A 15,419-nucleotide genomic window follows, 5' to 3' on the forward strand; every position below is an offset into this window, starting at 1 on the left:
ATATCCGCATTAAATTATAGCTCTATCCTGGCTTTTTGCTGCTTCACTCTGTGGTTTCGATTCAGAATCCATATAGCTGCGCAACCATATAAAATCACCGGAACCCAACCACTCTCCCCGGCTACATACTCCAACATAGGTGAAGAACTGACAGTAATATTGTGCAAAACACTATCTACAGCATTATTAGTTCCGTGTAAAAGCACTGCTGGCCAAATACTACCGGAGGTCAGACGCAGTTCATTTATAATGATGCCCGCAAACATAACAGATAAGGTAAAGAGCACCACCACGAGCCAGCGGCTTCCAGAGGAATGATAAGCACGCGGCCCAAGAATCGCCGGATAATGCCATATAGCCCAGATTAAGCCCATTGTTACACTAGAACTTACTCTTCCCATCCATTGAAAACGCGGGAGCAGCCAACCCCTCCAACCGATCTCTTCCCCCAAAGCAGATAATGAACCAAGAACAATGTAAACGAGCAAATATATAGCAGTCTTGATCCATGAATCTGGAGAAATTAAGCTTGAGTTCCATCCCATCCAATAGACAGCATATCCCGCTCCCAGTGAACCTAAGGGAATAACTAAAGCCAATATGTATTCTTTGCCTCCCCTAAATTTGAAGCCCAACCTTCTCCATCCCTCAGCACTGTATCCATCTCTCACAATCAGAAACATCATGATACATACTGTGAAAAAAGGAGTAAATCCATACAGACCTTGCGCCGATTCCGGAAGCAGCAACATCCCTAACGCCATTGCCCATACGATAATAATAAATAGAAGAGATTGTTTCTTGTCTGAGAGCAATATTATCACCTACCCTTTTTAGATATAAGGAACTATATCTTCCTATTTAATCCAATTGTATATAACCAGGCAGGACGTTTCACCGAAAACAACGTTCGTTAAAACCACAATTCTTTTGCGGTACTACTTATCTGTATGCCGCAAAGTCTTCAGTAAGGTTGTCCTAAAAATAGTGAATTGGTGAGCGATGTGCGATGTGCAGCGTAAGTGTAAACTAATTAGGGAAATACTCCCTGAAAATAGCCGATTTTGGCTCTAAAAGGACGGAATCAGGGAATTCCTCCCTAATAATCAGGGGGATTTCTTTATTAGTTACTGAATCGGCCAAAATTCAGGGAAGTTTTCCCTAATTATAAGTCTGATGAACAGAAATCTCTGAATTTTAGGGAGGAATTCCCCAATTGCTGTATAAATGCTTCACTTATTGCATCATTTGGAGCATCATTAGGTACGCTCCATGATTCAATTGGTTATCAAATAAAGGATGCTCCGCCGTAACATTAGAGATCAGGTGGCTTTACTTTTGCCCCTAATCTACTGAAGCAAACAGTAGTTGACCAAAAATGCAGAACAGCGATTCCCCGATATTAGGAGAATCGCTGTTCTGTTTGACTTTTATGGTTTTGGGCATGAACGTTTTGGGGACAGCCTTTTTCTAACTATACGTTATCTTAATAGGTCCACCAGTTACCAGACATAACGATCATCGAAAACAGCTTGATGCTGTCTTCATAGTAATCTTCTGCAGCACTGCTTGCTGTGTGGCTCCAGAGAGAATTCAACCAGCTTTGGTAAGTTGATGAGGTCATCGCACTGACTCCAAATGGAGCATAGAAGGCACCGCTATTGTAACTTCCAAATACGGTTCCGTTTAGCTTGTACCCATCTTTTATACTACCAGGTGTACTGCTTACTTTAGTCTTAATCCAGCTATTCATCTTATTGAGCTGCGTAAGCGCCCTGCTGTCTCCAGTAATCAAATAATCTGTTGCGATCCGCCATGGGGTACGACAAGAATTGTAATTGTAATTCCCGTCATTGGCATCCTCAAGGAAATTCGCCGCAGCAGGTTTATACACACCCCCAGAGTAAACTACGAAATCAGGCAAGAGCCCAGTGCTAGAGCTATAACCCGTATAAAGGCTATTTATAATCGTGTACGTTTTATCGATAACATTCGTCCAGCGGGTATCTCCTGTAGCCTGTTGGAATGCTTTTAAATGATTTAGCATGAAATCAGAAGGTCTAGTTGCCGTATTATACGAGCCGCTATTCGCCCAGTCACCTAGACGGATCGTCCACTGTGTCTGGTTAATCTCATTGTCCATAATCGCATTAATGATATCTTTTGCAGCTTGTAAATAATTGATCGTCCCACTACTTCCCCACTGCTTGTCCGCAAGCAGCAATGAGAACGCTATATCCATATCTCCATCTGTAGCAGAGTCCTCGCCTTCAATATTTTGAAAGCTGCTGTTTTGCTTCCAGGACATCAAATAAGGGTTAATTGCACTTGGGTGAGCCTTGTAATAATTATATAAGCCGTCAAAATAAGTCTGAGCATTGCTGTCATAACCAGCCATCAAAACTGTGAACAACATCCCGTAACCATGTGCTTCAGATACCGTTTCTCCATCTGAATTATACTTAACGTAATATTTGCCAGTGCCAGCTGGTTTGAGATAGGCCGTTTTCCACGCATCCCATTTGGTCTTCACTGAATTATCCATACTGGTCTGGGTTACATTGTTTGGCTTGATAGATCCACTCGTGTAGGTGGTATGTTGCGGAAAAGGTTTGTTCACTGCTGCAAACGCGGAACCGGCAGGAAGAATACTAATTACCAAGCATACGACAATAAGGCTTTTCCAACTCAACCTAAGCTTTGCATCCTTCTTCATCATTCATTGCCTCCTCTTCAATTGTGGTAATAAATTTGAAAGAAAACAGCAAGCTAATTCGTATTCGCTATCATTGTAATACAGAATATGGAATTAATATATAAGCAATTCCATTAATAGATCATTAGTACTATATATCTGAGACTTAGATTTGTTCTCACTCCTCAACTAAAAAAAGGATGGTTCCACAACCAACTTCATTCATGGCTGTGCAAACATCCTTTAGATAAAAATCCATTCGCTATTCTCGTAATTTATTCAATTTGAATCGATACGCAATGTATGGAAGACCCGGAAAGACCAACATACAAAGTGTGACCACTACTAACACCAGGCTGATATTCCTCACGATCTCAGGTAACCATCCATTAACGCCCAAGATCGCTAGGAAGATAAAAGCAATCAAAGCTATAAGCAATGGCAAGGCTACTTTGCCCATCGTTTTCTTTTCACGTTCATATTTGTCAATGAGGGTCCCTGTGTCCGAGTAGATAGGCGCCGTACCTGCAGCTGCCCGAAAGATATGAAACCCATTTCCGGCAGAACAGACATAAGTCCATCCGGCATCTTCAAAAATCAAATAATACTCCTCATCGACATTTGTGTGATAATCTACACTGTACTCAAGATTCTGAGGATCTCCCTTTCTTAACTTATAACCCAAAGGTGCAAAGCTCTCCAGGAGCCAGCCCCCTTTGGCATACTTACTCAATTTCTGCATATCTCCTTTTTCAGTAAAAGCTAAGCCCCCGCTGGTCACATATTTTGTATTCTTCATGCCTATTCCCCACCTTTTATTTGAGAATTTGTTCTGCATGTCTAATCATTTCTTTTCGGCGCTCTACTTCTTTTCTTAGCAATCCAATCCCTTTTTCCGTTGCAATATACGTTTTTCGTTTGTCGTCCTCTTCTTCTTTATACAGCTCAATAAATTCAGCCGCTAGCAGCTTCTTAATGGTTGTATACATGGAAGCAGGCCCAATTGAAAATTGATTGTTCGTCATCGTTTCGATTGATTTCATAATCAGATATCCGTGTTTGGCTTCGACTAAAGACAAGAGAATATAAAATGCAGTGTCTGTGAGCTCTCCCATTTCCAATGAGTCCGTTCTTGACACTTAATCACCTCCTCATATGTATCATTAAAAGATATATCATTAAATGAACTATATCTTTTAATGATACACTTGTCAACTGCTGGCATAAAATTAAAACTACCTTCTCATACTAGGTGAAGAATATGGAGGTGAATGTCATGCCCAAAAATAGTGCCAATCCCAAAGAAGCTCCAGGAAAACATCAACCAAGTAAGAAAAACAATGCGGAGAATAACAACAATTTCAATGAAGCCGCTCAGATGGTGAACATCGATAAGGCTGCTGATTATGTGCCCAGCTTAAACGGTGTCTCCAAAACTGATGTTTAAGCTATACCGCTAATAACTTCTTCAAACAAAAAAACACTCCTCAGATTTTTCTGAAGGAGTGTTTCAATCCGTAGCAGTTTCATTTCAAGCTCTCTAACTCAGCAGTCACTTTTTCAATTAAGTTCACGAAGGAAGCCAGCTCTTGAGAGCTTTTGACCTGATCCTTGGAATACATGGAGTTGTGTTCCGATTCTTTTTTCACCTTGGAAAGGGTGGCATTGATATTGTCGAGTTTCTGGTCAATGGTTACCAGTGAATCCTTTGAGCGACGGGCTAGCTTACGAACTTCATTAGCCACAACTTCAAAACCTCTTCCAAACTCCCCAGCTCTGGCTGCTTCAATAGCCGCATTCAGGCCTAAAAGATGCGTATGATCAGCCACTTCTCTAATCATCGTACCCACTTGATGAATAGACTCCACCTCTTTGTCCAAATATAATACCGTTTGATGCGTTTTCTCTTGATAATCAGCATTTTTACTAGCTAAACTTTCTATCGATTCACTGCTATCCTTTAATTGAACCATCAAAGATACCAGCTCCTGAACGGCTGAACTCACTCCTGTAAGCAGGTGATTTTGCTTCTCCAGCAAGTTTTCTATTTTTGCTTTTTCATCCACTTCATAGGCTTCAAGAACGAGCTGTGAATCGAGATTAAACATCTTGGTTAAGGCATGGATAACAGGCTTCCACTCGTTTGGTAATATCCGTTCAAAATAAGCAGTAGCCAGATCCAGATATAATATGTACGTCCCCAAATACCAATTCGTTGTTAATCCAATACGGGAATGGATTTTCCCGATAAGCAAACGTCTTTCAATAAATGCTTCATCGATCACACCAGCGGCCATAGATAAAAAATACCACTGCTGTGTTTCTTTCAATCGATCCAGTGTACTGTGCTGCTCAATGATGTGGAGCAGTTCTGGCTCCATCGTCATCTGTTTATACAGCTCCTCAACCAATGAGCTAACGATTAAGTTGAATTCTTTCTCCTTGCTTTTTAATAATTCTAAATCAGCCTCAGTAATCCCTATATAGCTAACTTGCTGGAGTCGTTCTGGACTAAGATTGATCATACCGTCGTTAACATCCCTCTCATAACTGTTTATTTTTCTCAGCCATCCCCTATGGCATCTATATCTCTTGATTATAAAGGTATTATTTCAATAAATTTTAACACTATATTTACCTATATTGCTTAATAATTTTACAAAACCTCGCTAGTTGCCCTTAGATTTGGTTTCCTATTCATGAATAAAGGGCTGCCGCAGCAGCCCTTTCAGTTTCAAGCTTTAATTTACGCCGCCATTTCACGGCAAACTTTTGCACAAGCAAAACAAGCTTCTGCACATTGCTGGCAATGTTCATGATCATGCTTTTGGCATTCGTTGCCGCAGGCTTCACAAGCTTCTGCACAAGCTAAACAAATCTCTGTTGCATATTTACTGTTCATCGACATGGCATGAGCTGCAAACTCGCATATATCTGCACATTCACGATCCAGGCGAATGCACTCCTTCATCATCCCCACATGATCCTCATCCAAACAAGCTGAGTAACAGTGATTGCAAGCTATCATACATTTTAAACACTCATCGATACACTCTTTGTAGTTTTGATGTGCCATAACACATTCTCCTCTCAATTCATTAATTAGGATAGTCCCCTACTCTATATATACCCAATTTAAGCAAATAAAAAAGGATTCCGGGGAATCCTTCCGATTGATCAATTATCTAATTAATTTATTAATGGTAACTAATAGTTCATCCAGTACCTCGTTCTCACCTTCCTGGATACGTTCCACTACACAACTTTTCATATGATGCTCCAGCAAAAGCTTGCCCACGCCGTTCAATGCAGATTGGACCGAGGAGATTTGATGCAGCACATCATCACAATAGGTGTCTTTTTCAATTAACCCTTTTAGCCCTCTAACCTGACCTTCAATTCTATTGAGCCGGCTAATCAAATTCTTTTTAGTTTTATCTGAGTGATGACTTTTCCGCTCATCCGTACTGCATGATTCATGCTCGTGAGTCAGATTATCCATGCACCGATCACCCCTTTCCTCGTATTTTTATTATACTATAGCCCCCCTATTCTATTCAAAAAATAAATCATTGATTAGATTTTCAATTCTTCATGAACTATAGCTGAAGTTTCAACCTGAATGGTTGTATGTTGAATTTTGAAATGATCGGCAATTAACCGAATCGCTTGCTGCAAAATGCGTTGGTCATCTGCTTCCTCTTCAATTAAGATATGACAGCTGAGTGAATCTAATCCCGAAGTTATGGTCCAGATATGCAGGTCATGAACATTTCTAACCCCCTCAATGCTTTCGAGGATTTCATTTACTTCAGCTGGATTAATTGTAATCGGGGTGCCTTCCATAAGGACGTGAACGGTATGTTTGATAATTCCCCATGCCCCTCTAAGAATCAATAGAGCAACCAGTACGCTTATGATTGGATCAGCAACATACCAGCCAAAAATCATCATGATTAAACCGGCAATAATTGCCCCTACTGAACCTAAAGCATCACCAAGCACATGGAGATAAGCACTACGGAGATTAATGTTATTTTTCACATCCCCTTTTCTCATAAGCGACCATGCACTAGCCACATTGGCTAAAAGACCAATACTTGCGATCAGCATCATAGATCCGCTGGCAACTGTCGGCGGCTCAAAAAACCGCCCATAAGCTTCTACAATGATAAATCCAGCAACTACAAATAAAGTAACTCCGTTTAAGAGTGCCGCCAAAATTTCAAATCGATGAAAACCATACGTTTTGTTCGGAGAAGCAGGTTTAGTTGCAAACCAGACCGCTACTAGGCTTAATGCTAGAGAGCTTGCATCGTTTAGCATATGCCCACTGTCCGATAACAGGGCTAAGCTGTTAGTAATCAACCCACCAAAAAACTCCAAAAACATAATTCCAACCGTAATGATCAACGCAATCAAAAGCCCTTTTTTATTTCCACTAGGATCAAAATGTTGATGCCCGTGAGAGCCATGGGAGTGACTGTGTCCTTCATGAGTGTGGTCGTGGTTACTGTGATCGTGATTGGACTGTTGCCCGTGTACATTCTCGACCTGATGATTGCGTTTGTTCTTCTTGTTCATCATGCTTAACCTCCTATTACCTTCAGCTAGATAGTATTCGTAGCCCTGCGCAGTTACATTCAAAAGCTCCAGTTAATAATAACATATGAGCATGTGTTCATATGTTATTATTAACTGGATTTTTCTTCTTGTCAATAAAAAAGCAACAAATGATTGTCTCTGACCTAATAAAATAAAGAGGACCCTCCGCAGCTCTTCCTGCATGAAGGATCCTCTCGAATCAGAACCGTGTATTAAATCAAATCTAATTGTTGCAGCAATCTTTGGATGATAGCCGCAACTTCTGCTCTCGTAATGAAGGCTTGTGGGGCAAGTACATTTCCGCTTCTGCCCGTGATGATTCCTGCTTGCAGGCTGTCTGCGATGCCACTCTTCGCCCAGTCTGATGCTTCATTCGCATCCGTGTAAATGCTCAGCAGCTCGCTTGCTTCTTTGGCAGGAAGATTTGTCTTCAAATCGGTAATCACCATAGCTTTAGCAATAATACTCATCGCCTGTTCCCGAGTAATCTTGTCTGTTGGATGGAACGCTCCATCTTCAAAACCGTTGATTAGCTTATAGGAGTAAGCTGTCTGCACCGCATCATTATACCAATCTGAGACCTTTACATCCGTAAAGGATGTTGTCCCGCTTTCCAACTTCAATCCCAATCCACGTACGATAATCGCCGCAAATTCTGCACGTGTAATCTCCAGATTAGGGTTAAACAAATCGTCGCCGACTCCATTAATAACCTTACGGGAAGCCATCTCATTGACAATGTCCTTAGCCCAGTGGGTAGCGACATCCTTGAAGTTCTGTGGATCTTGAACTACAAAATACGTACTGTTCGTTAAACTGTGTATTTTCGCAAAGTGTTTGCCATCAATGGCAACAATCTGTGTGGGTACATGGCGGAACGTCCCCCCCGCTTCAAGCACTAGCCCAGTCGTGATCTTCTTAAGGTCTACACCATCCGCTAGAGGAATAGTTCTTTCCACATAGGTATTAAACTTAGTGAGTTCAACAGTTTTCCCAGCGTAAGTAACCTTCACCGTGAAATCTAATGGCTGAGCTACCAACGTTAGTTTTTCATTGGCTGCCAACATTTCTATTCTTTTCAGTGCATCCGCAGTCGGAACAGAAATTGAAATTTGCACCTTCACATCTTGTAGAGCAATGTCTGTGCCAAACTGTTTTGAAATTGCACTGATATCAATCTGTGCTGCTGATATTGTATAAGTACCTTTTGGAGTACGAATGATTAGCAGCGCCTGCTTCTGCTCCATATCTTTGATGATTTGGCCATTAAGCTCGCCAATAATCACATCTGAAGTCGCAGTCACAGGGATAGTTATAATTGCATTCTGGTCTTCCTTTTCGATACGTTGCTCTATTTTTGCCTGATCTACAACAATCGTGGTAACCGTCTGCCCGTTATGCTCAGATATCGTTGCTGTTCCGGCATTTTCAACCTTACCGTTCACCAATACCTCAACCATGCTGCTAGATAGTGTAGCTGTAGCTGTAGCAGTGGATCCTGCTGTTGCAGTTGGTGCAGTTGTTGAAGGTGGTGCAGTCGGTGTTGATGTCGGTGATTCTGTTGGCGTTGGTGTTGGTGTTGGCGGTGTAGGTGTAACCTCAACCTCCGTTGATGACTTCGGTGTCACGGAGTTCGAAACTTCAGAAGCTACACTACTACCAGCGCTATTAATCGCTTTAACTGTAAACGAATAAGTGGTGCCATTCGCTAGACCTGTTACCTTTATTGGACTTGTTGCCCCAACCGTTACGATATTACCCGGAGAAGCAGTTACCTCATAATTCGTAATTGGAGTTCCCCCGTTCGAATCAGGAACTGCAAATGTCACAGTCGCCTCGCCATCTCCCGCTACCGCTATTAAGTCCGTAGGTGCAGATGGTGATGTTCTTGGTTTCGTGCTGACTTCGTTAGAAGCTGCACTCTCCCCGCCCGGATTAGATGCCTTAACTACGAAATAATAAGATTGGCCATTAGTTAACCCTGTCACATCATAGTTGTAGACAGATTCGCTTACTGTAGCCACTTGGGTCTCATAGATTCCGGAAGTGATACCTTGATATATAGTGTATCCAATCGCACCCTTCACCGGATCCCATGTTAAGCCGATGAGGCCATTACTTGCCACAGGTGAATGAAGTATTGGCGCGCCCGGCGCTGGAACCTGAGGCGTTCTAGTTACTTCATTGGAAGCCGCACTGATACCATCAGGATTAACAGCTTTAACAATAAAATAATAAGCAGTTCCATTAATTAATCCTACAGCATCGTAACTGTTCTCAGAGCCACTTATAGTAGCTACCTCAGCTCCATAAACACCTGAAGCTGTAGACTGATATACAGCGTAACTATCGGTACCATATACGGGACTCCAAGTAATACGAATATGTCCGTTTCCTGCTGTTACAGACTCAATACTTGGCGCAGCAAGTTCAGGCCAGGTAAGGTCAATAACTGCACTAGTGATCTCTGTAAGTCCTGTCGCATCAAATGCCAGTTGGGCTCCTGTGATTCCAGCTGCATTCGTAGCTCCCAGATCCGTAAAAGAAATGAAGCCCGCTACTGCCGTCAACGTCGTATTCCCCGTCAACGTCCAGCTTCCAGTGTCCTTCTTCGACACAGTAACTACCGTACTGTTGTCGCCAATATTCACATTCCCAAACTGATCCAGCAGCGTTATCACTGGCTGCTGCGCGAAGCTACCGCCATTGGCTTGCGGGGCACTTACGCCCGTGGTCAGCTTCATTATCGCTGTGCTACCTGCGACAGGTGTAACGTTCAGCGCTGTTGCTGCTGGCGTGGCTACGCCTGCTTGGCTGAACACAACCGCTTGCGCGCCAGCTTTGTTCAGCTTCAGGTTCACCTGTGCTACACCCTCAACGAAATCAACGTTGATCTTGCTCGGTGAAGCTGCCAAAGCGGTGATTCCTAAGCTTCCGTACGTTCCGTCCGGCGCAACATCATAACCCGTTACCGTCACTTCTTTCGTTCCGGTGAACGTTGTATCCGTATCGCCCAGCGAGTTCTTCACAGTCAGCGTAATGCCATTATCTACACCTACGACAGGCGTTAACGTCGCCGCTGAGGCAGTGATGCTTTGCGCTCCCTGTGGCTCTGGAAGATTCAACGCTACACTAGTGATCTGTGGAAGTCCTGTCGCATCAAATGCCAGTTGGGCTCCGGTGATTCCAGTGGCATTCGTAGCTCCCAGATCCGTAAAGGAAATGAAGCCCGCTAATGCCGTCAACGTCGTATTCCCCGTCAACGTCCAGCTTCCTGTGTCCTTCTTCGACACAGTAACAACCGTACTGTTGTCGCCAAGGTTTACATTCCCAAACTGATCCAGCAAAGTAATTACTGGCTGCTGAGCGAAGCTGCCGCCATTGGCTTGCGGCGCACTTACGCCCGTGGTCAGCTTCATTGTCGCCGTGCTACCTGCGACAGGTGTAATGTTCAGCGCTGTTGCCGCTGGCGTGGCTACGCCTGCTTGGCTGAACACAACCGCTTGCGCGCCAGCTTTGTTCAGCTTCAGATCCACCTGTGCTACACCCTCAACGAAATCAACGTTGATCTTGCTCGGTGAAGCTGCCAAAGCGGTGCTTCCTAAGCTTCCGTACGTTCCGTCCGGCGCAACATCATAACCCGTTACCGTCACTTCTTTTGTTCCGGTAAACGTTGTATCCGTATTGCCCAGCGAGTTCTTCACAGTCAGCGTAATGCCATTATCTACACCTACGACAGGCGTTAACTTCGCCGCTGAGGCAGTGATGCTTTGCGCTCCCTGTGGTTGTGGAAGATTCACGGTAGCGCTAGTGATCTGTGGAAGACCTGTCGCATCAAATACCAGTTGGGCTCCTGTGATTCCAGCTGCATTCGTGGCTCCTAGATCCGTAAAGGAAATGACACCTGCTACTGCCGTCAACGTCGTATTCCCCGTCAACGTCCAGCTTCCTGTGTCCTTCTTCGACACAGTAACAACCGTACTGTTGTCGCCAAGGTTTACATTCCCAAACTGATCCAGCAGCGTTATCACTGGCTGCTGCGCGAAGCTGCCGCCATTGGCTTGCGGGGCACTTACGCCCGTGGTCAGCTTCATTATCGCTGTGCTACCTGCGACAGGTGTAACGTTCAGCGCTGTTGCTGCTGGCGTGGCTACGCCTGCTTGGCTGAACACAACCGCTTGCGCGCCAGCTTTGTTCAGCTTCAGGTTCACCTGAGCTACACCATCAACGAAATCAACGTTGATCTTGCTCGGTGAAGCTGCCAAAGCAATTCCGTCCACGCTTCCGTACGTTCCGTCCGGCGCAACATCATAACCTGATACCGTCACTTCTTTTGTTCCGGTGAACGTTGCATCCGTATCGCCCAGCGAATTTTTCACGGTCAGCGTAATGCTATTATCTACACCTACGACAGGTGTCAACGTCGCCGCTGAGGCGGTGATGATTTGGGCTCCCTGTGGCTCTGGAAGATTCAACGCTACACTAGTGATCTGTGGAAGTCCTGTCGCATCAAATGCCAGTTGGGCTCCGGTGATTCCAGCTGCATTCGTAGCTCCCAGATCCGTAAAGGAAATGACACCCGCTACTGCCGTCAACGTCGTATTCCCCGTCAACATCCAGCTTCCTGCATCCTTCTTCGAAACAGTAACAATCGTACTGTTGTCGCCAATGTTTACATTCCCAAACTGATCCAGCAGCGTTATCACTGGCTGCTGCGCGAAGCTACCGCCATTGGCTTGCGGGGCACTTACGCCCGTGGTCAGCTTCATTGTCGCTGTGCTACCTGCGACAGGTGCAATGTTCAGCGCTGTTGCTGCTGGCGTGGCTACGCCTGCTTGGCTGAACACAACCGCTTGCGCGCCAGCTTTGTTCAGCTTCAGGTTCACCTGTGCTACACCCTCAACGAAATCAACGTTGATCTTGCTCGGTGAAGCTGCCAAAGCGGTGCTTCCTAAGCTTCCGTACGTTCCGTCCGGCGCAACATCATAACCCGTTACCGTCACTTCTTTTGTTCCGGTAAACGTTGTATCCATATTGCCCAGCGAGTTCTTCACAGTCAGCGTAATGCCATTATCTACACCTACGACAGGTGTCAACGTCGCCGCTGAAGCGGTGATGCTATATGCAAGAGTAGGTCCTAGGTTCAGGGTCATTTTAGTGAAATAATCCCCCACGACCTTAAAATTAGTACCATCGTAAATAATGCCATTAAGATTAGAGGTAAGATCAGATGTTTCCTGAGTCCACGTGGATCCGTCTGCCGAAGAGAATAACTCCCCCTTCAATCCAACAGCCAGAAAACTCCCATTACCAAAGCTGATATTATTTAGTGCGCTAGCTGACATTGTAACCTTCGTAAAAGTTACCAAATCTTCTGTGGTTAGAATTACTGCCTGCTGGCTAAGTGTATCTTCTCCAACCAGAATATAAGCTCTACCATCATAGGCAATTCCCTTTAAAGAAGTATTGGGGAACCCAATCTCTAAGGGCACATTCCACTGTATTCCATCTGATGATTTTGCGATAACAACGCTCTCTTGCTCATAAGTAGTACTATTGTATTTCATCCCAAGAGCTACAAATTGATTATTCAAGTAAGCTACTGTATTAAATGCAAAATCCCCATTTTTAAATCTCTCTGTCCATGAGGTTCCGTTAACTGAAGAATAAATTCCGCCATAATCGGAAACAGCAACGTACTGATTTGTGCCAAAAGCAACGCCAGTCAGATTGTCCTGCACTCCGGTATCTGTCATAGTCCAAGTATCACCGTTGGTCGAGGTCACCACTTTGGCGTTAAGATTGTAGTTTTCTTTATCTGTAACCGCAATAAACTTCCCTGCTCCATAAGTGACCGCATTCATTCCCGGCAGCTTGGAGGGTGTGACATCGTTCCATACTGCGGAGCTATTAGATTTGTAAATAGAGCCATATTCCCCGGATGAGACGGCAACATAATTGCCATTACCATCCTTAGCAATACTTTTCAGATTACCGCTGACATTACTCCACGCCGATAGGTCAGAAGAAACCAGTAAGCCGTTGCCCCCTGAAGCAACATATTTTCCATTTCCGTAAACCATATTGTTCATCATCATTGTTGTATGGGTATCCGAAGATGTCCACTGGGTGCTGTCCAGCGGAGCCGCAGAAGATTTATAAATTACACCCTGCCCAAACAACAAATAGCTCCCATTTAAAGAACCTCCCCCATAAAATTGCTTGTTATCCCATGAGGCATCAACGGTCCAATTAGCACCGTCTGTAGAGGTGAATACTTTTTTAGCATACGGAGTCACGATATAACTAAAGAAACGATTATTTAAATAGATTACATTCGTAACATAAGGCCAACTAGAGTTATAGTGGTTGATCACAAGATCGGTTAAGGTGACCGTTGTCCAATTGATCAGATTCGTTGAGGTATAATAGACAGCATTGTTAGCAGAGACCACATATTTGTTGTTGCCATAAGCAATATCCGTTAAGCTTTGCATTCCGAATATTGCATTGGTAGAAGTGATTCCTGTGTCTGTCCAGTTAATGCCATCCGAGGATTGTAGTAGAGTTACATCATAAGAAGGTGGATTGGTGCCAGGTTTATATACTGACTGCCATACAAAGAACTTTTCATTGACCGCTTTCAACCTTTCCGGTGTGATAGCTAACGTTTTTTTTGTCCAATTTTCACCATCGAGTGAATTGTATACTGCCTTTTCGCTACCATCAATAGCTAAGAACAGCCCATTAGCGAACACAATAGAAGTTAGTTTGGGGTTCCCCGCCTTTTTTGAGATAGACCAATCTACGCCATTTGATGATGTAGATATCCCTCCTTGGCCCACCGCTACAAAAACATTGTTACCAAATGCAACACTGCTCAAATTTCCAGCTGATGTGGAGCTTTGATCTATGATATTGCTATTGCTGGGTGCTGCATAAATTACTGCAGGCATAAACAGAGAACTGACGATAGAGAATACTAAACTTATTGCTAATAAAAGATTGCCACTCCGCTTAATCACAATTTTCCCCCTTTGGCATTACACCAAAATATAAATACTTCCACCATATGGAGATTAGATGTCTTTTCTAAGATTTGTAGCCATTTGGTTTGATTTTTATATCGGTATAATCCGAGAGAATTATTACGAATTTAACATTAAATTTTGATTAAAAACAACAATAATTTACACGCTTCACCTATCCATTTCCACAACCTTACAAATGAGAAAAAAACCTATTAAATATCAGGACTTAATCCTGAATTTAATAGGCTTTCAAGCTTTTTCTCGTAGAACTTTTTTATTAAATAGAAATCGCTGCTTCTAAAGCTACTTCCATCATGCCGTTGAAAGAATTTTGTCTTTCTTCTGCCGTGGTTACAGCATGAGTAACTAACGAATCGGAAATGGTAAGAATACATGCAGCTTGTTTACCTAACACTTTCGCATTATGGAACAACGCATAACTCTCCATTTCTACACAAACACAGCCATGTTCATTGTAAAATTCATTAACTCCAGGCACATTGTCTTCATGATAGAATACATCGCTGGAATGAATTCTCGCCGTCAGAACTGGCTTGTTAATACGTGTAGCCGCTGCTTCAATGACTTCGTTCAATTCTTTACTTGGCAGCTGGATATCTCCTTCTACACCGCTTTGCACATAGGCATATGTAGATTCACTCCACGCGCTATCCGCCAACACCACGTCAAATAAATTCAATTTATCAGTATATGCTCCAGCACTACCGATACGAATGATGTTTTCCACACCATAGTTTTTGTATAGTTCATAAGAATAAATACCGATACTTGGCATTCCCATTCCCGAACCCATTACCGAAACCTCTTTGCCTTTATAAGTTCCTGTATATCCAAACATATTACGTACCGTATTAAATTGGGTTGGGTTCTCCAAATAGGTTTCTGCAATATACTTCGCTCTCAAAGGATCTCCTGGCATTAATACTGTTTTGGCGATTTCACCATTTTGTGCTGCATTGTGCGGCGTTGACATAATTTATTCCTCCTATGTTGATTACTCATTACTATCTTACTATACCATTCATGATTTTAAATATACGTTTAAAATTTTCTTTTATTGCGACAAA

Annotated in this window: 11 protein-coding genes; 1 reads left to right on the plus strand and 10 read right to left on the minus strand. The window is 43.3% G+C overall.

Annotated elements, in window-relative coordinates; genetic code table 11:
• Window positions 1–14: 14 nt before the first annotated feature.
• From MHI32_RS27050 to MHI32_RS27065, 4 genes are all read right to left on the minus strand, one after another.
• A complete protein-coding gene (locus MHI32_RS27050) occupies window positions 15–815 on the minus strand; it encodes a CPBP family intramembrane glutamic endopeptidase (protein WP_076282684.1) in 801 nt (266 codons plus the stop codon).
• Window positions 816–1,486: 671 nt separating this feature from the next.
• Window positions 1,487–2,719 (minus strand): glycosyl hydrolase family 8, encoded by a 1,233-nt coding sequence (locus tag MHI32_RS27055; protein WP_254847763.1) that lies wholly within the window; start codon window positions 2,717–2,719, stop codon window positions 1,487–1,489.
• 238 nt (window positions 2,720–2,957) lie between these two features.
• A complete protein-coding gene (locus tag MHI32_RS27060) occupies window positions 2,958–3,494 on the minus strand; it encodes a DUF2812 domain-containing protein (RefSeq protein WP_076185471.1) in 537 nt (178 codons plus the stop codon).
• A gap of 16 nt (window positions 3,495–3,510) precedes the next feature.
• Window positions 3,511–3,834: a PadR family transcriptional regulator gene (locus MHI32_RS27065; RefSeq protein ID WP_036681391.1), complete on the minus strand. Its 324-nt coding sequence runs from the start codon at window positions 3,832–3,834 to the stop codon at window positions 3,511–3,513.
• A 137-nt stretch (window positions 3,835–3,971) separates the two neighbouring features.
• Here MHI32_RS27065 and MHI32_RS27070 point away from each other — a divergent pair, with 137 nt between their 5' ends.
• Entirely contained in the window at window positions 3,972–4,142 is a 171-nt protein-coding gene (locus tag MHI32_RS27070) for a hypothetical protein (protein WP_155288200.1), read from the plus strand.
• Between the two features lie 79 nt (window positions 4,143–4,221).
• On the opposite strand, the gene MHI32_RS27075 is transcribed toward MHI32_RS27070, so the two are convergent.
• The 6 genes from MHI32_RS27075 to deoD form a co-directional block, all read right to left on the minus strand.
• The gene (locus tag MHI32_RS27075) at window positions 4,222–5,220 is read right to left on the minus strand and encodes a globin-coupled sensor protein (RefSeq protein ID WP_076137072.1); all 999 of its coding nucleotides are present in this window, start codon (window positions 5,218–5,220) and stop codon (window positions 4,222–4,224) included.
• Window positions 5,221–5,441: 221 nt separating this feature from the next.
• Window positions 5,442–5,771: a four-helix bundle copper-binding protein gene (locus MHI32_RS27080; RefSeq protein WP_076128792.1), complete on the minus strand. Its 330-nt coding sequence runs from the start codon at window positions 5,769–5,771 to the stop codon at window positions 5,442–5,444.
• 105 nt (window positions 5,772–5,876) lie between these two features.
• Window positions 5,877–6,197, minus strand: coding sequence for a metal-sensitive transcriptional regulator (locus tag MHI32_RS27085; RefSeq protein WP_076128794.1), 321 nt, complete (start codon window positions 6,195–6,197; stop codon window positions 5,877–5,879).
• Window positions 6,198–6,271: 74 nt separating this feature from the next.
• A complete protein-coding gene (locus MHI32_RS27090) occupies window positions 6,272–7,279 on the minus strand; it encodes a cation diffusion facilitator family transporter (RefSeq protein ID WP_340012775.1) in 1,008 nt (335 codons plus the stop codon).
• A 233-nt stretch (window positions 7,280–7,512) separates the two neighbouring features.
• Window positions 7,513–14,325, minus strand: a complete 6,813-nt coding sequence (locus MHI32_RS27095; RefSeq protein ID WP_340011408.1) for an S-layer homology domain-containing protein — start codon at window positions 14,323–14,325, stop codon at window positions 7,513–7,515.
• A 283-nt stretch (window positions 14,326–14,608) separates the two neighbouring features.
• On the minus strand, window positions 14,609–15,325 hold the full coding sequence (gene deoD / locus MHI32_RS27100; protein WP_036681380.1) for a purine-nucleoside phosphorylase: 717 nt from the start codon (window positions 15,323–15,325) through the stop codon (window positions 14,609–14,611).
• Between the last annotated feature and the right edge of the window lie 94 nt (window positions 15,326–15,419).

This window comes from Paenibacillus sp. FSL H7-0690 (assembly GCF_037980415.1).
In the GTDB taxonomy this organism is placed as follows: domain Bacteria; phylum Bacillota; class Bacilli; order Paenibacillales; family Paenibacillaceae; genus Paenibacillus_AQ; species Paenibacillus_AQ odorifer.